General features: G+C 40.5%; 20 protein-coding genes. 12 read left to right on the plus strand and 8 right to left on the minus strand.

Annotated elements, in window-relative coordinates; all coding sequences use genetic code 11:
* Positions 1-223: 223 nt before the first annotated feature.
* Together M1F65_RS02200 and M1F65_RS02205 are read left to right on the plus strand one after the other, a co-directional pair.
* A complete protein-coding gene (locus M1F65_RS02200; protein WP_000173369.1) occupies positions 224-982 on the plus strand; it encodes an ABC transporter ATP-binding protein in 759 nt (252 codons plus the stop codon).
* Between the two features lies 1 nt (position 983).
* The gene (locus M1F65_RS02205) at positions 984-2,972 is read left to right on the plus strand and encodes an FtsX-like permease family protein (protein WP_247925375.1); all 1,989 of its coding nucleotides are present in this window, start codon (positions 984-986) and stop codon (positions 2,970-2,972) included.
* Positions 2,973-3,011: 39 nt separating this feature from the next.
* Here the strand turns inward: M1F65_RS02205 and M1F65_RS02210 are convergent, their stop codons facing one another.
* Positions 3,012-3,707, minus strand: a complete 696-nt coding sequence (locus tag M1F65_RS02210) for a VIT1/CCC1 transporter family protein (RefSeq protein ID WP_000136037.1) — start codon at positions 3,705-3,707, stop codon at positions 3,012-3,014.
* Positions 3,708-3,912: 205 nt separating this feature from the next.
* Between M1F65_RS02210 and M1F65_RS02215 the strand changes: the two genes are divergently transcribed.
* Genes M1F65_RS02215 through ftsY form a run of 3 tightly spaced genes read left to right on the plus strand, consistent with a single transcriptional unit; the run spans position 3,913 to position 6,836 of the window.
* The gene (locus M1F65_RS02215; RefSeq protein WP_247925376.1) at positions 3,913-4,704 is read left to right on the plus strand and encodes a Cof-type HAD-IIB family hydrolase; all 792 of its coding nucleotides are present in this window, start codon (positions 3,913-3,915) and stop codon (positions 4,702-4,704) included.
* Positions 4,704-5,522 carry a Cof-type HAD-IIB family hydrolase gene (locus M1F65_RS02220; protein ID WP_247925377.1) on the plus strand — a complete coding sequence of 273 codons (819 nt, stop codon included), beginning with the start codon at positions 4,704-4,706 and terminating at the stop codon, positions 5,520-5,522. The genes M1F65_RS02215 and M1F65_RS02220 overlap by 1 nt, the downstream gene beginning before the upstream one ends.
* Positions 5,523-5,525: 3 nt before the next feature.
* Complete coding sequence (gene ftsY / locus M1F65_RS02225) at positions 5,526-6,836, plus strand: signal recognition particle-docking protein FtsY (RefSeq protein WP_247925378.1); 1,311 nt, start codon at positions 5,526-5,528, stop codon at positions 6,834-6,836.
* Between the two features lie 44 nt (positions 6,837-6,880).
* On the opposite strand, the gene zwf is transcribed toward ftsY, so the two are convergent.
* The 3 genes from zwf to M1F65_RS02240 all read right to left on the minus strand — a co-directional run bounded on the left by zwf (position 6,881) and on the right by M1F65_RS02240 (position 11,423).
* Positions 6,881-8,368 (minus strand): glucose-6-phosphate dehydrogenase, encoded by a 1,488-nt coding sequence (gene zwf / locus M1F65_RS02230; RefSeq protein ID WP_042902209.1) that lies wholly within the window; start codon positions 8,366-8,368, stop codon positions 6,881-6,883.
* Between the two features lie 149 nt (positions 8,369-8,517).
* A complete protein-coding gene (locus M1F65_RS02235; RefSeq protein ID WP_001096337.1) occupies positions 8,518-9,258 on the minus strand; it encodes an amino acid ABC transporter ATP-binding protein in 741 nt (246 codons plus the stop codon).
* Positions 9,258-11,423, minus strand: coding sequence for an ABC transporter substrate-binding protein/permease (locus M1F65_RS02240; protein ID WP_061420902.1), 2,166 nt, complete (start codon positions 11,421-11,423; stop codon positions 9,258-9,260). Before M1F65_RS02240 ends, M1F65_RS02235 begins: the two co-directional genes overlap by 1 nt.
* Before the next feature lie 180 nt (positions 11,424-11,603).
* On the opposite strand from M1F65_RS02240, the gene uvrB reads away from it, so the two are divergent.
* The 6 genes from uvrB (at position 11,604) to M1F65_RS02270 (ending at position 16,668) form a co-directional block, all read left to right on the plus strand.
* Positions 11,604-13,592 (plus strand): excinuclease ABC subunit UvrB, encoded by a 1,989-nt coding sequence (gene uvrB, locus M1F65_RS02245; protein WP_247925379.1) that lies wholly within the window; start codon positions 11,604-11,606, stop codon positions 13,590-13,592.
* Positions 13,593-13,608: 16 nt separating this feature from the next.
* Positions 13,609-14,112 (plus strand): GNAT family N-acetyltransferase, encoded by a 504-nt coding sequence (locus M1F65_RS02250; RefSeq protein WP_001054583.1) that lies wholly within the window; start codon positions 13,609-13,611, stop codon positions 14,110-14,112.
* A gap of 89 nt (positions 14,113-14,201) precedes the next feature.
* Complete coding sequence (locus M1F65_RS02255) at positions 14,202-14,705, plus strand: hypothetical protein (protein ID WP_247925380.1); 504 nt, start codon at positions 14,202-14,204, stop codon at positions 14,703-14,705.
* Positions 14,706-15,201: 496 nt separating this feature from the next.
* Entirely contained in the window at positions 15,202-15,759 is a 558-nt protein-coding gene (locus M1F65_RS02260; RefSeq protein ID WP_049478198.1) for a hypothetical protein, read from the plus strand.
* On the plus strand, positions 15,737-16,177 hold the full coding sequence (locus tag M1F65_RS02265; RefSeq protein ID WP_049478199.1) for a hypothetical protein: 441 nt from the start codon (positions 15,737-15,739) through the stop codon (positions 16,175-16,177). Before M1F65_RS02260 ends, M1F65_RS02265 begins: the two co-directional genes overlap by 23 nt.
* 23 nt (positions 16,178-16,200) lie before the next feature.
* Positions 16,201-16,668, plus strand: a complete 468-nt coding sequence (locus tag M1F65_RS02270; RefSeq protein ID WP_084849724.1) for an 8-oxo-dGTP diphosphatase — start codon at positions 16,201-16,203, stop codon at positions 16,666-16,668.
* Here the strand turns inward: M1F65_RS02270 and M1F65_RS02275 are convergent.
* Positions 16,665-17,180 carry a transcription repressor NadR gene (locus M1F65_RS02275; RefSeq protein WP_000159158.1) on the minus strand — a complete coding sequence of 172 codons (516 nt, stop codon included), beginning with the start codon at positions 17,178-17,180 and terminating at the stop codon, positions 16,665-16,667. The two genes, M1F65_RS02270 and M1F65_RS02275, sit on opposite strands and share 4 nt — an antisense overlap.
* Before the next feature lie 11 nt (positions 17,181-17,191).
* The gene (locus tag M1F65_RS02280) at positions 17,192-17,719 is read right to left on the minus strand and encodes an ECF transporter S component (RefSeq protein ID WP_247925381.1); all 528 of its coding nucleotides are present in this window, start codon (positions 17,717-17,719) and stop codon (positions 17,192-17,194) included.
* A 135-nt stretch (positions 17,720-17,854) separates the two neighbouring features.
* Here M1F65_RS02280 and M1F65_RS02285 point away from each other — a divergent pair, with 135 nt between their 5' ends.
* Positions 17,855-18,214: a hypothetical protein gene (locus tag M1F65_RS02285; protein WP_247925382.1), complete on the plus strand. Its 360-nt coding sequence runs from the start codon at positions 17,855-17,857 to the stop codon at positions 18,212-18,214.
* A 42-nt stretch (positions 18,215-18,256) separates the two neighbouring features.
* Here the strand turns inward: M1F65_RS02285 and M1F65_RS02290 are convergent, their stop codons facing one another.
* Both M1F65_RS02290 and coaC read right to left on the minus strand, forming a co-directional pair.
* On the minus strand, positions 18,257-18,820 hold the full coding sequence (locus M1F65_RS02290) for an ECF transporter S component (protein WP_001042723.1): 564 nt from the start codon (positions 18,818-18,820) through the stop codon (positions 18,257-18,259).
* A complete protein-coding gene (coaC, locus tag M1F65_RS02295; RefSeq protein WP_084945182.1) occupies positions 18,804-19,355 on the minus strand; it encodes a phosphopantothenoylcysteine decarboxylase in 552 nt (183 codons plus the stop codon). Before coaC ends, M1F65_RS02290 begins: the two co-directional genes overlap by 17 nt.
* Positions 19,356-19,363 lie beyond the last annotated feature (8 nt).

Genomic DNA, 19,363 nt, shown 5'->3' on the forward strand with positions numbered 1-19,363 from the left:
CAAAAATGTAAGATTAAAGTCTCTTTTGTAAGGTTAGGTTATGGCAAGACCTCTTTTTTTGCGATAAACTAGACTCATAAAGAACAAAGGAGCAAAACCATGAAAAGAATCTTACATAAGAAAACAAGAAAACCAAGTCAAAAAGATATCGAGCGTGTTCAACTGGGATGCGCTATGATGCAAGCACAGTTTCAATTGATGGGATATTAAGAAGGAGAAAATCATGACACTTTTAGATGTAAAACACGTTCAAAAAATTTACAAAACACGTTTCCAAGGAAACCAAGTAGAAGCCCTCAAAGACATTCACTTTACAGTAGAAAAGGGTGACTACGTTGCTATCATGGGAGAGTCTGGCTCAGGGAAGTCTACCCTACTCAACATCCTAGCCATGCTGGATAAACCAACTCGTGGTCAGGTTTACCTAAACGGAACAGACACAGCAACCATTAAAAATTCTCAGGCTTCTAGCTTCCGTCGTGAGAAGTTGGGATTTGTCTTCCAAGACTTTAACTTGCTAGATACTCTATCGGTCAAAGACAATATCTTGCTTCCGTTAGTTCTATCTCGAAAACCTATCACGGAGATGATGAAGAAATTGGTGGTAACAGCTGAAAATTTAGGCATCAATCAATTGCAAGAGAAGTACCCTTACGAGATTTCAGGTGGTCAAAAACAGCGGGTAGCAGTAGCACGCGCCATCATCACTGAACCTGAAATTCTCCTTGCGGATGAGCCAACAGGAGCTCTTGACTCCAAGTCATCTGCAGCCTTACTCGACGTTTTTGATGAAATCAATGAGCGCGGTCAAACCATTCTGATGGTAACTCACTCAACAGCTGCAGCTAGTAGGGCCAAGCGCGTTCTCTTTATCAAGGACGGCATTCTTTACAACCAAATCTACCGCGGAGACAAGACAGAGCGTCAGATGTTCCAGGAAATCTCTGATACTTTGACTGTTATGGCAAGCGAGGTGAATTAGTATGTTTCGATTGACCAATAAGTTAGCGGTATCTAACTTGATTAAAAACCGCAAACTCTACTACCCCTTTGCCTTAGCTGTTCTCTTAGCAGTGACCATCACCTATCTTTTTTACTCTTTGTCACTTAATCCTAACATTGGCAAGATCCGAGGGGGAGAAACTATCTCTATGACCCTCGCTCTAGGTATGGTGGTTGTTACCATCGCTTCTGGAATTATTGTTCTTTATGCCAATAGTTTTGTCATGAAGAACCGTTCCAAGGAGCTGGGTGTATATGGTATGCTTGGGCTCGAAAAGCGTCATTTGATCAGTATGGTTTTTAAAGAGCTTCTTATTTTTGGTTCCTTAACCTTGACAGCTGGTCTCGGTCTAGGAGCTCTCTTTGATAAGCTCATCTTTGCCCTTCTTCTGAAGCTGATGAAAATGAAAGTGGAGCTCGTTTCGACTTTCCAACCAATTGTCTTTATCCTAGTTCTCATCGTCTTTGGAGCTATCTTCCTAGGTTTGATTTTTATCAATGCCTTTCGTATTGCACGCATGAATGCCCTTCAGCTCTCTCGTGAAAAAGCCAGTGGTGAGAAAAAAGGACGTTTCTTAGGTGTCCAAACCATTCTAGGTCTGATTAGTTTGGGAGCGGGTTACTACCTAGCAGTAACAGTTGAAAATCCACTTTCTGCTGTTCTGATTTTCTTCGTAGCAGTTTTGTTAGTTATTTTGGGAACTTATCTTCTCTTCAATGCAGGAATCACAGTTTTCCTACAAATCTTGAAGAAAAACAAGCGTTATTATTACCAACCTAACAACATGATTTCTGTATCCAATCTCATTTTTCGTATGAAGAAAAATGCGGTTGGTCTGGCGACGATTGCTATTCTTTCAACCATGGTCTTGGTGACAATGTCTGCTGCAACGAGTATCTTTAAAGGCTCTGAAACTTTCAAGAAAGTCATGAATCCACATGATTTTGGAATTACAGGACAGAATATTGAAAAAGAAGACATAAATAAACTCCTAGACCAGTATGCTAGTGATAAGGGATTGACTGTTACAAAGAAAGAAGTTCTTACATACAGTAGCTTTGGTGTAGCAAATCAAGAAGGTACGAAATTAACAATCTTTGACAAAGGTCAAAACCGTGTTCAACCGAAAACTGTTTTTATGGTCTTTGACCAAAAAGACTATGAGAATATGACGGGGCAAAAACTCGCACTTTCAGGAAAGGAAGTTGGATTGTTTACTAAAAACAAAGAACTTCAAGGACAGAAAGAACTGACTCTAAATAACCAGACCTACACGATCAAAGAAGAAATCAAAAAAGATTTTATTCTTGAACATGTCCCAAATCAGTACAATATTCTAACTTCGGACTATAACTATCTGGTTGTTCCTGACCTACAAGTCTTTCTTGACCAGCATCCTAATTCTTCCATCTTTAATCAATACTACGGTGGTATGAATGTAACGGCTAGTGAGGAAGAGCAACTCAAACTTGCCAACGACTATTCAAAATTCCTTGATGATTTTAATAGAGAATTAAGCAAAGAAGGAAGCTATGTTTACGGAAGCAATCTGGCTGATAGTAGTGCGCAGATGAGTGCTCTCTTTGGTGGAGTTTTCTTTATCGGTATCTTCCTCTCTATCATCTTTATGGTGGGAACAGTTCTTGTCATCTACTACAAACAAATCTCTGAAGGCTATGAAGATCGTGAACGCTTTATCATTTTGCAAAAAGTCGGTCTCGATCAAAAGCAAATCAAGCAAACCATCAATAAACAGGTGCTAACTGTTTTCTTCCTCCCATTGCTCTTTGCTTTCCTACACCTTGCCTTTGCCTATCATATGCTTAGTCTCATCCTAAAAGTCATTGGGGTCCTAGATGCGACCATGATGTTGACAGTCACTCTGTCCATCTGTGCTATCTTCCTCATCGTCTATGTCTTAATCTTTATGATTACCTCAAGAAGCTATCGCAAGATTGTGCAAATGTAAAAAAGATACCTCGATGCTTGTCGAGGTATTTCTTTTATCTTAAATGCTAAAGAGTTGTCCCAAGAGGAAGGTTACACCCATGGTGAGAAGTCCGATACAGAGGTTGCGGATCATGGCAGTTTTCGTAGGTGCCTTGCCTAGTTTAGCACTGGTATAGCCGGTGACGAGAAGGGAAAGGGCCACGATAAAAACAGTAGCAGGAATACGATAGTCACTTGGAAAGACGGTGATTGAAAGCATAGGAGGAAGGCTTCCCAGTACAAAGGCAATAAAGCTAGAGATAGCAGCATGCCAAGGGTTGGTAAACTCTTCATACTCGATTCCATACTTTTCTTCGACCAAGGCTTTGAGTGGATTTTTTAAAAAGGCCTTGTTGGTCAAGAGTTGGGCTGACGTTTCACACTCACCGTTTTGAAGATAGGCAGCATAGAGGGATTGTTTTGCAGATTCGATATCCTTATCCAAGAGCAACTGTTCTCTAGCAACAGCGGCTTCTTCCGTGTCTTTCTGAGTGGATACAGAGACATATTCGCCACCGGCCATAGAGAAAGCACCAGCGAGGATAGCCGCTAAACCTGATAAAAAGATAATCCAGATATTGCTTGTCGCACTGGCAACGCCGATAACGACTCCAGCGATGGAAATAATTCCATCATTGGCGCCCAGAACACCTGCGCGTAGGATATTGAGTCGTCCTGCAAAGTTAGCATCAATTTCATGTTTTATTTCTGTCATAGTCATCTCCTTTCTCTCCATTATAGAGAAAAGGGTAGGGGAATACAAACTTTTTAAACTATCTGAAAAAAGTTTTACAATTCTAATTTTTAGGCCCTTTGAAGTTTCTCCGAAAAAGTAGTGCTTTCCTGCTGTACTGGAACTTTTTAAACTTATCTATGGTATAATAGAAGATAGATTTATCAATTGGAGTATGAAGGATTTTATGATTAAACTTGTAGCAACCGATATGGATGGAACCTTTCTAGATGGAGAGGGTCGGTTTGATATGGAACGCCTTAAAAACGTACTTGTTTCCTACAAGGAAAAGGGGATTTATTTTGCAGTGGCTTCAGGTCGCGGTATCTTGTCCCTGAAAAAGTTGTTTGCGGATGTGTGTGATGAAGTGATTTTTATAGCTGAAAATGGGAGCTATGTTGAGTTTCATGGTGAGGATATGTATGAGGCTACTATGTCTCGGGATTTTTACTTGAGCACTTTTGAAGCTTTAAAGAAATCACCCTATTTTGATGAAAGTAAAATGCTCTTGACTGGGAAAAAAGCTTGTTATGTTTTGGACACAGTGGATGAGACCTATCTCATGTTTAGCCGTCACTACAATGAAAACATTCAAAAAGTAGCGAGTTTGGAAGATATCACGGATGAGATTTTTAAATTCACGACCAACTTCACAGAAGAAACGATAGAAGCTGGAGAGGCCTGGGTCAACAAAAATGTTTCTGGTGTGAAAGCCATGACAACAGGTTTTGAATCCATCGATATTGTCTTAGACTATGTTGATAAGGGTGTGGCTATTGTTGAGTTAGCCAAAAAACTTGGTCTGACCATGGATCAGGTTATGGCTTTTGGCGATAATCTCAATGACCTTCATATGATGCAGGTTGTTGGACACCCAATCGCCCCTGAAAATGCGAGACCAGAGATTTTAGAATTAGCAGAGACAGTGATTGGCCACCATAAGGACCAGTCAGTGATGGCTTATATGGAGGGTTTGTAATGGCAGATATTAAATTGATTGCACTCGATTTGGATGGCACCTTGCTGACAACGGATAAAAAACTGACAGATCGTACCAAGGAGGTCCTCAAAGCTGCGCGTGATCGTGGCATCAAGGTCGTTCTGACAACAGGACGTCCTTTGAAGGCTATGGATTTCTTTCTCCATGAGCTAGGGACTGACGGTCAGGAGGATGAGTACACCATCACCTTTAATGGTGGTCTGGTACAGAAAAATACTGGAGAGATTCTCGATAAAACCGTCTTTTCAATCGATGATGTGGCACGATTGTACGAGGAAACTGAAAAACTCGGATTACCGTTAGATGCCATTTCAGAAGGAACAGTCTATCAAATCCAGTCTGACCAAGAAAGTCTCTATGCGAAGTTCAACCCATCCTTGACTTTCGTACCTGTCGCTTTTGAGGATCTATCTAGTCAGATGACATATAATAAATGTGTGACTGCCTTTGCCCAAGAACCCTTGGATGCAGCGATTCAACAGATTTCTCCTGAATTGTTTGACCAATACGAAATCTTCAAATCGCGTGAACTCTTATTGGAATGGTCACCGAAAAATGTCCACAAGGCAACAGGTTTAGCGAAATTAATTAAACACCTAGGAATCGACCAAAGTCAAGTCATGGCTTGTGGGGACGAGGCCAATGACCTTTCCATGATTGAATGGGCAGGTCTGGGAGTTGCTATGCAAAATGCTGTTCCAGCAGTTAAGGAAGTTGCCAATGTGATTACCCCAATGACCAACGACGAGGAAGCCGTTGCCTGGGCTATCGAAGAATACGTGCTAAAGGAGAACTAAAATATGGGATTATTTGACCGTCTATTCGGAAAAAAAGAAGAGCCGAAAATCGAAGATATTGTAAAAGAAGCACTGGAAAATATTGATTTGTCAGAAGAGGTTGAAGAGAACCAAACGGCAGTCGAAGAAACTTCTCAGGAAGAGACAACAAGAGAAAAAGTGGAAGAAACACCAGCTCAAGAAGAAATTCCTCAAGTCTCAACAGAAGAAGTGATTGAACCAGAAGCAGTCGAAGAAACTGCTCAGGAAGAGGTTGAGCTAGAATCTGATGAATTGGAACAATTCCAAGAGCCGGAAGAAATTCTAGAAGAAGAGAACCAAGAAACTGTAGAGTTCGAAGAAGGGTTAGCTTCTGAAGTAGTAGAAGAAGAACTTCCTCAGGTTGAAGAAACCGTACAGGAAAAATATGACCGCAGTCTCAAGAAAACCCGTACAGGATTCGGTGCTCGTTTGAATGCCTTCTTTGCCAACTTCCGTTCTGTCGATGAAGAATTCTTCGAGGAATTGGAAGAACTGCTCATCATGAGCGACGTCGGTGTGCAGGTCGCTTCAAACTTAACAGAAGAACTACGCTATGAAGCTAAACTCGAAAACGCTAAGAAGCCTGACGCACTTCGTCGTGTTATTATCGAGAAATTGGTTGAACTTTATGAGAAGGATGGCAACTACGATGAACAAATCCACTTCCAAGATGGTTTGACCGTCATGCTCTTTGTTGGTGTTAATGGTGTTGGGAAGACAACTTCTATCGGGAAATTGGCTCATCGCTACAATCAAGCTGGCAAGAAAGTCATGCTGGTTGCAGCAGATACCTTCCGTGCGGGTGCTGTGGCCCAGCTAGCTGAATGGGGTCGACGTGTGGATGTTCCTGTTGTGACGGGACCAGAAAAGGCTGACCCTGCTAGTGTGGTCTTTGATGGGATGGAACGTGCTGTAGCTGAAGGGATTGATATTCTCATGATTGATACAGCAGGTCGTCTGCAAAACAAGGACAACCTTATGGCTGAGTTGGAAAAGATTGGTCGCATCATCAAGCGTGTCGTGCCAGAGGCGCCACATGAAACCTTCATTGCCCTTGATGCTTCAACTGGACAGAATGCCTTGGTGCAAGCTAAGGAATTTTCTAAGATAACACCATTGACTGGAATTGTTTTGACAAAAATTGACGGAACTGCCCGAGGTGGTGTTGTTCTGGCTATCCGCGAAGAACTCAATATCCCAGTAAAATTGATTGGTTTCGGTGAAAAAATCGATGATATAGGGGAATTTAACTCAGAAAACTTTATGAAGGGTCTCTTAGAAGGCTTGATTTAATACAAAATAAATATCCTGCAAGTCAATCTTGCAGGATATTATTGCTATTCTAAACGGCCATCTTCTCGATAGGCGATATCTGGTTGCCAGGTCCATTTGGCTCCATACTTCTCAAGTAAGTCAAAGCTAGCTTGTGGTCCCATGCTTCCAGCTTTATAATCGTAGAGTGGTGCACCGTTTTCAGCCCAGAGCTCTTCGATACGGTCAATCAATTTCCAAGAAGCACTTACCTCATCCCAGTGGCTAAAATTGGTTGAGTTGTTGTTCAAAACATCGTAGATTAATTTCTCGTATGGATCTGGTGAGGCTCCAGTAGCAGTTGCATCTGTACGGTAATCCAGAGAGCTAGGCGCCAGGTTAAATTCTTCACCGACTTGCTTCCCATTTAGGCTGAGAGAGAAGCCTTCAGTTGGTTGGATATAGATGGTCAAGATATTTGGCGCTAACGGTTCTCCAAAGATAGAGTCCATTTGCTTAAAGACGATATTGACATGAGTCCCTTTTTCAGTCAGACGTTTCCCTGTACGGAAGAAGAAGGGAACACCACGGAAACGATCGCTGTCTACAAAGAAGGCGCCAGATGCGAAAGTTTCTGTTGTAGATTCAGGATCGACGTTTGGCTCGCTACGATAGGAAATGTATTTCATGCCATCGATTTTACCAGAGCGATATTGACCACGGATAAACTGTTCCTTCAATTCTTCCTCAGTTGGATGATAGAGGTTTTTAAAGACCTTTATCTTTTCAGCACGAATCTCATCCTTTGTAAAGCTAGCTGGTTTGTCCATGGCTAGAAGAGAGAGGAGTTGAAGAGTATGATTTTGCACCATATCACGAAGGGCACCAGATTGATCATAGTAGCCACCGCGTTCTTCTACACCCAAGCGTTCCGCAAAGGTAATCTGAACATTATCGATGTGTTCGCGATTCCAAACATTCTCAAAGATCATGTTGGCAAAACGAACAGCAAAGATACTCTGAATCATCTCTTTACCTAGGTAATGGTCAATACGGTAGATTTGCTCCTCATCAAAGGCTGCAAGGAGATCTTCATTGAGTTTGCTAGCTGTTTCGTAGTCTGTACCAAATGGTTTCTCAACGATCAAGCGCTCAAAACCTTTGCCATCAACAATGTTTTCAGATTTGAGGTGCTTGGCAATAGTTCCAAAGAACTGAGGTGCCATAGACAAGAAGAAGAGCTTATTGTGTTCAGCTTGGTATTTTTCATTCAGCTCAGTTTGTAATTGGCGCAAAGCAATGTAATGTTCCGTATCGTTCACATCATGGCTTTGATAGTAGAAGTGGCTAGCAAATTCTTGGGCTTGCTCGGTACTATCTGCCAAATCAAGGATGGATTCGACAACTACAGATTCAAAATATTCCTTACTCCAAGGTCTACGAGCTGTTCCGATAACAGCAAAATGCTCAGAGAGATTGCCTGATTTATAGAGTCTGAAAAGGGAAGGGTAGAGTTTGCGTTTAGCTAAATCTCCACTCGCACCGAAAATTGTAACAATAACCTTTGATGACATCTAGCTACCTAATTTCTATATTTTTTCCTAGTTGGACTAGGGATGAGATTTCCTCATTATCATAGTTTTTATTTTATCATAATTTTCAAAAAAAACAAAAAATCCAATACGCAATTAAAAAACTGTAAGGAGAACCTTACAGTTTTGTTTTATACATTTAAGACCTTATCCAAGAACTCTTTTAGACGAGGGTGTTGCGGGTTGTCAAAGATTTGATCTGGAGTTCCATCTTCCAGGAATTCACCATCAGCCGTAAAGATAACACGGTTAGCCACCTGACGAGCAAATCCCATCTCATGGGTTACGATAATCATGGTCATGCCTTGTTCCGCCAATTCCTTCATAACATTCAGTACATCTCCAACCATTTCAGGGTCCAGAGCGGAAGTTGGCTCATCAAAGAGCATGATATCAGGATTCATGGCAAGTCCACGAGCGATAGCTACACGCTGTTTCTGACCACCTGAAAGGCTATCTGGGTTGGCATTAGCTTTATCTGCTAGTCCTACCTTTTCAAGCAACTCCATCCCCAATTTTTCAGCTTCTTCTTTGGTCATCCGTTTGTGTTCAATAGGTGCAAAAGTGATATTTTCTAGGACTGACATGTGAGGGAAGAGGTTGAAGTGTTGGAAGACCATTCCTACGTTCTCACGAACATGGTCGACATTGGTTGATTTTTCAGTCAAATCATAGCCATTCACTGTGATGTGGCCACTCGTTACCTCCTCGAGAAGGTTAAGGCTACGGAGGAAAGTGGATTTACCAGAACCAGAAGGTCCGATGATACAGACAACATCTCCTTCATAGAATTTAGTCGTAATCCCTTTTAAAACTTCGTTTTTTCCATAATACTTATGCAAATCATTTACATCAATTTTTAGTTTTGCCATTAACGAATCCTCTTTTCTAAGCGTTTCGCTAGTCTAGTCAAAAGCGTGATAATTACAAGATAGAAGATAGCAAGGATTGCATACATCTTGAAACTTTGGTAGTTACGGGCGATGATGATCTTACCAGTTTGGAAGAGTTCAACCAAACCGATAGCAGAGACGATGGTTGTATCTTTAAGAGCGATAACGAATTGGTTAACGAAGTTTGGCAACATCAATTTAGTCGCTTGTGGCAAGATAATCTTACGCATGGTTTTTCCATAAGAGATACCAAGACTGCGACTGGCTTCCATTTGCCCAACTGGAACAGCTTGAATCCCACCACGAACAATTTCAGCGATATAAGCAGCTGCATTGAGTGAGAGGGCGATAGTACCAGCTACAAAATCATTGATTGGACTTTGTTGGCCTGTAATGGACTCGATGAAGTTTGGAATTCCCCAGAAGATGAAGGCTGCAAGAATCATCAATGGGATACCACGGATAACGTCAACGAAAATCTCAGAAATCAGACGAAGAGATTTGTATGGGCTAACGCTAAACATACCAAAGATAATCCCGATGACAATGGCAATTGCAAATGAAATAAGCGCTAAGGCAAGAGTGATTCCAAGTCCACTAAGAAGTTGTTTGTAGTTGTTTTGAAGCAAGCCCCAGATAGTTGTTTCGTCAACCGTACTTGTAGAGTCAGTTGAAGTTTCGCTAGCTAGATACTTGTCAAGAATCTTTTGGAATTCTCCGTTAGCTTTAAGATTTGCAAGTCCGTTATTGAACATCTGGATCAATTCTGGGTTTGTTCCTTTTTTAACCGCAAAGGCAGTTTCACCGATTGGAGTTCCAGCGATTGGCGTTTTCAATTTTTGACCTTGGCTGATCGAATATTTGAGAACAGGCTCATCATCCATCACGGCATCAATAGCCCCAGTATTGAGACTGTCGTACATTGATGCACCATCTGCAAAGGTTTTAATCTTATAGCCGTATTTGCTTTGGTTCTCAGTAAGGAATGTTTGAGAAGCAGTTCCGTTTTTAACACCAACAGTTTTATCCTTGAGGTCTTCATAAGAAGCGATTGTGCTTGATTCTTTCACACCGAGAATCGTATTTGCTGTGTAGTATGATTCTGAGAAGTCGAAGGTTTCCTTACGAGCATCTGTTACAGACATACCAGCAATGATACCATCTGCTTGTCCTGCTTGAACAGCACTGATGGCTGCGTCAAATCCTGGGTTAGTAATTTCAATTTCAAAACCTTGATCTTTGGCAATGGCCTTGATGAGGTCCATATCAATACCGGTGTATTGATTGCTTGAATTTTGAAAGACGAATGGGGCGAAAGATGAGTCACTGGCAATAATGTACTTGCTTTTCACTGGAGTAGCTTTTTGTCCAGCAGCAGTAGTTGTCGTTGGGCTTGCCGTTGTTGTAGAAGCTGTCCATTTTTGGATGATTTGCTCCAAGCTACCATCTTTCTTCATTTGTGCTAGGGCTTCGTTAAACTCGGTAACCAAGTGTTCATACTTGCTCCCTTTCTTGACACCAAAAGCAAAGCTTCCAACAGCCTCACCATCCATATTGATGCTGAGATCTTGTCCTTGGTTAATCGCATACTCAATAACAGGTTTATCATCCATGATGGCATTTACAGCACCAGCACTTAGACTGTTATTCATCAAATCACCTGTATCAAAGGTTTTAATAGAGAAACCGTATTTATCTTTGATACTTTCGAGGAAACGTTGAGCGGCAGTTCCGTTCTTAACACCAACTGTTTTCCCGCTAAGTTCCTCATATTTGGTGATTTTATTTGCCTTTGTTGTAGCAATGACAACTTTTGTATCATAATAGGTATCAGACATGGTAAAGACATTTTCACGTTCTTTTGTTTTTGTCATACCTGCCATAATGGCATCTGCTTGACCTGACTGCACTGCATTTACAGCTGCGTCAAAGCCAGGATAAGACATTTGGATGTTCCATCCTTTGATTTCTGCGACTTTATTGATAATATCAACATCAATCCCTTTATAGGTTTGATCTGAATCTTTAAACTCAAAAGGTGCGTAAGCTGTATCAGACACAATCTTAACAGTATCAGCTTTTGCCATACCTAGTGAGAAAATGGGAAATAAAATGAGCAAACATGCTAGTATTTTTTTCTTCATTTTTAGTCTCCTTTTCCGAATATTTTCCCATTATATCAGAAAATGAATGAAAAGGCAAATTTTATGGATTTTATGTAAGAAAATGTAACATAGAATCCTTGCTCTTATCAACTTAGAGTAGAGTCTGAAAAGTAAATTTATGGTAAAATAGAAGGATAGAAAAATGCAGATGAGGCAATCATGATTAATCGAATTACAGATAATGAATTTAAACTAGTATCAAAATACGAACCTTCAGGAGATCAACCACAAGCGATTGAGCAGTTGGTTGACAATATCGAGGGTGGAGAAAAGGCCCAAATTTTGATGGGGGCGACGGGTACAGGGAAGACCTATACCATGAGTCAGGTCATTTCCAAAGTCAATAAACCAACTTTGGTCATTGCCCACAATAAGACTCTGGCTGGTCAGCTCTATGGAGAATTTAAGGAATTTTTCCCTGAAAATGCTGTTGAGTACTTCGTATCCTACTATGACTATTACCAACCAGAGGCCTATGTCCCTTCTAGCGATACCTATATTGAGAAGGATAGCTCGGTCAATGATGAGATTGACAAGCTTCGACACTCAGCGACTTCAGCCCTTTTAGAGCGTAACGATGTCATCGTCGTGGCTTCAGTCTCTTGTATCTATGGTTTGGGTTCGCCAAAGGAATATTCTGATAGTGTTGTTAGTCTTCGTCCAGGTCTGGAGATTTCTCGTGATAAACTCTTGAATGACTTGGTAGATATTCAGTTTGAACGCAATGATATTGATTTCCAACGGGGAAGATTTCGCGTTCGCGGGGATGTGGTGGAGATTTTCCCAGCTTCCCGTGATGAACACGCTTTTCGAGTAGAGTTTTTCGGGGATGAGATTGATCGTATCCGTGAGGTTGAGGCTTTGACAGGTCAGGTATTGGGAGAAGTAGATCATTTGGCGATTTTCCCAGCTACTCACTTTGTGACCAATGATGACCACATGGAGGTTGCTATTGCCAAGATTCAGGCGGAGTTGGAGGAGCAGTTAGCTGTCTTTGAAAGGGAAGGCAAACTGCTAGAAGCCCAGCGTTTGAAACAGCGGACAGAGTATGATATTGAGATGTTACGTGAGATGGGCTATACAAATGGGGTTGAGAACTACTCTCGCCACATGGATGGTCGTAGCGAAGGAGAACCTCCTTATACGCTTCTCGACTTCTTCCCAGATGATTTCTTGATTATGATTGATGAAAGTCACATGACCATGGGACAGATTAAGGGCATGTACAATGGAGACCGTTCTCGTAAGGAAATGCTGGTCAATTATGGTTTCCGTTTGCCGTCAGCCTTGGACAATCGTCCTCTCCGCCGTGAGGAGTTTGAGAGTCATGTGCACCAGATTGTTTACGTTTCAGCGACACCTGGTGACTATGAAAATGAACAGACCGAGACAGTGATCGAGCAAATCATTCGTCCGACAGGGCTTCTAGATCCTGAAGTGGAAGTCCGTCCAACTATGGGACAGATTGATGACCTTTTAGGTGAAATCAATGCCCGTGTTGAGAAGAATGAACGGACCTTTATCACAACCTTGACCAAGAAAATGGCAGAAGACTTGACTGACTACTTCAAAGAAATGGGTATCAAGGTCAAGTATATGCACTCAGATATCAAGACCTTGGAACGGACGGAGATTATCCGTGACCTGCGCTTGGGTGTTTTTGATGTCTTGGTAGGAATCAACCTGCTCCGCGAAGGGATTGACGTTCCTGAGGTAAGCTTGGTTGCCATTCTCGATGCTGACAAGGAAGGTTTCCTTCGTAACGAACGTGGCCTCATCCAGACTATTGGTCGCGCTGCCCGTAATAGCGAAGGACATGTTATCATGTACGCTGATACGATGACCCAGTCTATGCAACGTGCTATCGATGAAACGGCTCGCCGTCGTAAAATTCAGATGGCTTATAATGAAGAGCATGGTATTGTACCTCAGACAATCAAGAAAGAAATCCGTGACCTAATCGCTGTAACTAAGGCAGTTGCTAAGGAAGAGGACAAGGAAGTCGATATCAACAGCCTCAACAAACAAGAACGCAAAGAACTCGTCAAGAAACTGGAAAAACAAATGCAAGAAGCCGTCGAAGTGCTTGATTTTGAACTGGCAGCTCAGATACGTGACATGATGTTGGAAGTGAAGGCGTTGGGGTAGTGAAGGAGAAAAATAAATGAACCTAACTATCAAACAAATGGAAACTCCTGAAGAGATAGAAGGTAAATCCTTCGTTCATTGGCAAACGTGGAGAGAGGCTTATGATGACCTTTTACCTGCGAAATTTCAGGAGACGATGACATTAGAAAGATGTCGATTCTTTAGTCAAATATATCCAGAAAATACATTGATTGCGATGGATGGCATGAAGGTAGTTGGTTTTATCAGTTATGGAAACTATCGTGATGAGACTCTTCAAGCTGGTGAAATTATTGCCTTATATGTTTTAAAAGACTATTATGGAAAAGGTATTGCTCAGAAGTTAATGAAGGAAGCTCTGTCTACTCTTGAACAGTTCTCTGAAATATTTTTATGGGTATTAAATGAGAATAAGCGAGCCATTGCTTTCTATCAAAAAATGGGTTTTACTTTTGATGGGCAAGAAAAAATACTTGACCTTGGAAAACCTATCACTGAAATTAGAATGGTACGTAAGAAATCCTCAAAATCTGAGAGTTAAATACTGATAGAATTGCGATTTTGTTTTCAGATTACGCAATGAATCAACAATCATGTTTTAGATTATATTTTAAATAGAGGGAAGTTATTATGAATTTGAAAGTGAAGAAGTATAAGAAGTCATCGAGCTTAGATTCTGTTCGTTTTTGGTTACAAGGTCATCGATTTATCAAATTTATGCTTGATATTATCTTTTATATCATCTTGTTCCTAGTTATAGAATTTACAACATCACAGAACAAAAGCATTCCAGCTGATTTTCGGTACAGAGAACTCTTGTTTCCCTTGCAATTGAATCTTTTTATCTTGGGTTATAGACTCTATGCTTTCTTTTTACCAGTGAAAACAAAAAAAGAAAAGACCCTTAAAAAATTCTGTGAACCCTTTATTTATATCAATGTCCTTAGCTTCATTTTTCAACTGATTGGCGTCAGAAAAAGAGGAAGAGTTGTTCTCTCACCTTTGTTTTCACTGGAGTCATCCTATATCTGGTTTCCTATTGTCGTCTACCTTCTGGTCTTGATGTTAACTTTGGCAATCTTCTTTCTCTCTAAAGGCTCAAAAAAAGGAGTAGATGAAAATGAAGATGAGTAGGCAAATGAAGTACAAGACAAAAGAAAAGTCTTCTTGGACTAAGAGGATTTTTCTTTGGCTGGAAAGGCACAGAAGGATTGGTCAACTTTTGGATACGAGTGTATTATTTGGATCTATGTTTGTATCATTTCTTGCCGCCTCTTACATTAGTTATCTATTACCGAACATGAACTATCTTTCCCCCTTAAGCTTCAATCTTATCCTTCTGATCTTATCAACCTATTTCCTTGTCTTTCGTTTTAGTAGTGATAAACTTCAGAAATGGCGTTACTTTTCATGGGGATTTATTGGGTTCAATGGTCTTCTTTTTCCCTTTCATCTCTTGGTGGGTCTGAATTGGCTAGGACGTCGTAAGTCAACGAATTTCCCCCCCTATAATTTCTATGGATCCGGCCTATGTCTGGGCTCCTATTGTAAGTTATCTCTTTTTCTTTTTCTTAGGGCTGGGCATTCTGCTTTTGGTTATACGGATAGAAAAGAGAAGAAGGAGGCGTAAATGGAACGAAAGATTAAGAAACCAAAGAAGATCAAACAAAAGAACAGAAAAATGAGAAAAATCCATAAAAAGGATTCTTTGATAGCTCACGTCCAATTGTGGATGGGAAGGCATCCAAAGCTTGCTTCTTTTATGGATGGTGGCATAATATTATTTTCTATTTTTGGTATCATGTATGTGTTGTTTGGGACAACACTTATCCCGAAACCATATCAGGAAATGTCCTATGTCTTGCCAATTATTATGAATTTTGTCTTTTTGGTGTACACACTCTATCAAGGTATTTTTAGAGATGGTTTTAGTGAAAAGACTTCAGTACAAGGATTTTTACAACCTTTTCTATACATAAATGGACCTATTTTTCTTCTCCACTTAATTGTTGGGGTGAAAGGAAGAAATGTTAAAAAAATTCCTTCTCTATTATCTATCGATTATCGCTACATCTGGCTTCCAATTGCTACCTATCTAATCTTTTTCATCATTCCAGCGATATTAATGGTCATTTTGAAATATAAGGACAAAAAGAGGAATAATCATGACAAAAGAAAATCTAACTAAGTTAATTTCGTTTAAGACACTTTATTTGGCTTTGCTAGCTTTTGTGATCCTTCATTTGATCTTGTTGGTTTTTGGCCTATCTTTTACGCCGATTTTGTGGAATAGTTGGTTTTTCGTTCTTTGTTTAGCCTTCTTAATCCATCCATGGAGAATCTTTTATAGAATAAGAGATTTTCAATGGTACCACCTTATTTTTCAATTATTTAGTGGATTGGTGGCACTTTATCTTTGGTTTGGAGCATTTTTTGCTTTGTCAATTATCTCGGATCCAGCTATTCCCATTAATATAGACTATCACATACAAGATAAAGAAATCATCATTGTTAGAGGTTTTTTGGCCCGTAGTACTTATGAACATCACGAGTTGATTAATCCATTCATCATGAAATCTGATATTAAGTTCGAAAAAGGCATATAACAACTTAGAAAGCGAGAAAATCCATGTCCCGTGCGCAAGCAACCATTTTAACTAACATCTGTCTAATCGAAGATCTAGAAAATAAGCGAGTAGTCATGCAATACCGCTCTCCTAAAAATAATCGCTGGTCTGGCTATGCCTTTCCAGGAGGACATGTTGAGAATGGCGAGTCCTTTGCCGAGTCTGTCATTCGTGAGATTTATGAAGAAACAGGTCTAACCATTCAGAATCCACAACTAGTCGGCATTAAAAACTGGCCCTTAGATACAGGTGGGCGCTACATCGTCGTTTGCTATAAAGCGACAGAGTTTACTGGAAATCTCCAATCTTCAGATGAAGGAGAAGTATCTTGGGTACAAAAAGACCAGATTCCAAATTTGGATCTGGCCTATGATATGTTGCCTCTGATGGAAATGATGGAAGCACCTGACAAGTCTGAGTTCTTCTATCGCCACCGCACAGAGGACGGCTGGGAGAAAGAAATTTTCTAGTCTTTTACTAAATAACCTAACTGATCCAAGGCCTCCTCGATATAGTGGAGGTCTTGTTGCGTTTCGGCTTCAACAAGGTGGTAATGAATGCCATCTGTCAATTCAGAAAGGGGTCTAAAGTCTGAATTCTCGACTTGTTCCAGAAAGTGCTGGACATCTCGGCGGCAGGTGAGTTTGAGTAGGGTTTCAATTTCGCCATAAACGGGATGATCGATTAAGATATTTTGAACGCGTCCGCCATTATCTACAATAGCTAGAAGTTCCTGACCAATTTCTTCCAATTCATGTTTCACTTTAAAGAGTTTGTGAACGTAGGGGCTGGCATCATTTTCTTTGTAGATATAGCCACGATTGGTGGATAGGATAGGAGCTCCATCTGCTCGGAGAATAGCGATATCCTGTACAATGACTTGGCGCGTAACATGAAAGTGTTCAGCCAAGGTTTGACCATTGAGAGCTTTTGGTGCCTCTTTTAACAGTTTGAGAAGAGCTTGTTTGCGATCCTTTGTCATAGTTTTTCCTTTTAGCGACGTTTTCGAAGCACTTTATAGACAGCTAGTGCTAATGTATAGTCTACCATACTATGAACGATTGTGCCAAAACCAACTAGGATAAAGAGAACATAAAACATATTTTCAACATTTGTCCCTGAAGTAGCATAAAAGATGATACAAGCTATTACTTCAGCGATAGCATGAACAACACCCAAAACAAAGTTAAAAATCCAAGATGCCTTTGGTTTATCCAAGGTTTCAGGGAATTTCTTTAAGTACAAAGCCCCCAAAGTACCAAAAACAATGTGAGAGAAGGCACGAAGTACAATAACAGGCGGATAACCTGCCATCAGAAAACCAAGACTAGAAGCAATAATCACAAAAGCAGCCATCAAAGGCGAAAGAAACATGGCGATAAAGATGGGGATATGACTTCCCAAGGTGTAAGAAGCCGGTGGGATAACGATTTTAAAAGGCATAATGATTGGAATCAAAATCGCTATTGCAGTGAGTAAGGCAGTCATAGTCATAAACTGCGTTTTTTTCCGTATATCCATAAGAACCTCCATTTATCTGTATATACACAAGTATAGTACAATAAATTACCAATCAAGTCAAGAAGTATTATTGATTTTTCAGGAAAATTTGGTTAAAATGTGATAAAGAATAATAGGAACTGAGGAGAAATCGTGATGATACTTTTTGTTTACCTAATCGTGGTAATCGTGATAATGTCAAAACAGAAAAGCGAAGGGAAAGTAGTCTCAGGTTGGACTCGTTTCCTAGTTTATAGTTTATTAGTCCTTTCGATACTCTCTCTATTAGCAAGCAGTCTGGCTGTTTCACTCTTTAGCCTTCCTTTATTAGGTTTTCTTTTGATGGCAGCAATACTGGAAATTGCCTATTTCGTCAGATTGGTGATTGCATTTGGTTTGGTTTTACTATCTCTAACCCTATATTTGGATAGTCAGAAAAGTCAGCAACCTACACCTCTTTCGTATCAGCTCCTGCGTTTTGGCTTTCACATTCTATTGATGTTTCTCATGTTTTAAATGCTAAAACTCCACTTTCAGGATGAAAGTGGAGTTGTTTATTTATTTCTTCAAGGTTTCGAGACGGGGAACAATTGCTACTGTTAGAACGGCAGAAATGACAAGCTCGGCAATTGAGTTTGTAGAAATAACGGTTGCCAGGAGTTTTTGAATATTGCCGTCGAAGACATTTCCAAAAAGGAAGAAGATTCCCCCAAGGACAAAGACGGTGTTGGTAAGGGAACCGAGAGCACCAGCAAAGATGAGACCTGTTCTGTTTTTTAATAATTTATAAACCAAATAAGGTGTCAGCCCAATCAAAACTCGAGGGACAATAGCGATAATCGCAGAGTAGATGTTTCCGTTCGGTACGAATGGTGAGAAAAGGTAGCTGGTTGGTAGAATCGTAATCGTATTTACCGTTAAGCTTAGCAGTCCCATCAAAAAACCAAGTGTAACTCCAACGCGAGGACCATAGATGATACTAGCAATAATGACTGGAATATGAACGATAGTTGGTTTAATTGGAAATGGGAAAAGATTAAATAGGAGAGAGCTCAAAAAGTGGATAACGAGCATAACTGCAAAAAAGATAGCAATGGGTGCAATGTTAGAGCGTTTGTTCATCGAGGGTTTCCTTTATTCTTTCTAATATAGTATTCAGGTCAGCTAGGGCGCCTTTGCCGTGATCGCCACAGGCTAGTAGAGATTCCTTTGGAGAGATAATCTGATAACCATAGGTCTCTAATGTTTTTAGATTAGCCTGAGTTGCCGGATGGTCATACATTTTTGTGTTCATGGCTGGTGCGACTAACTTTTTGACATGTTCTGGCAAGGCAAGTGCTGTGCTTGTCACCATGTTGTCCGCAAATCCATGGGCTAACTTTGCGATGGTATTAGCAGTAGCTGGGGCTACAATAAAAAGGTCAGTCCTTTTGCCTAGTTCGATATGATTGACTTGATTAGGATAGGGTTCCTTCATGACATCAAGGTGGACAGGATTTTGAGAGAGGACCTGTAGTGTCAACGGTTGGATAAACTCTCTCGCTGCCTTAGTCATTAAGACAGTGACATCATGGCCTTGTTTCTTCAAGGAACTGACGAGGTCAGCTGCTTTATAGGAGGCAATGGAACCTGTCACTGCGATGAGGATATTTGCCATGGCTTTCC

Source organism: Streptococcus oralis, from assembly GCF_023109195.1.
GTDB classification, from domain to species: domain Bacteria; phylum Bacillota; class Bacilli; order Lactobacillales; family Streptococcaceae; genus Streptococcus; species Streptococcus oralis_BV.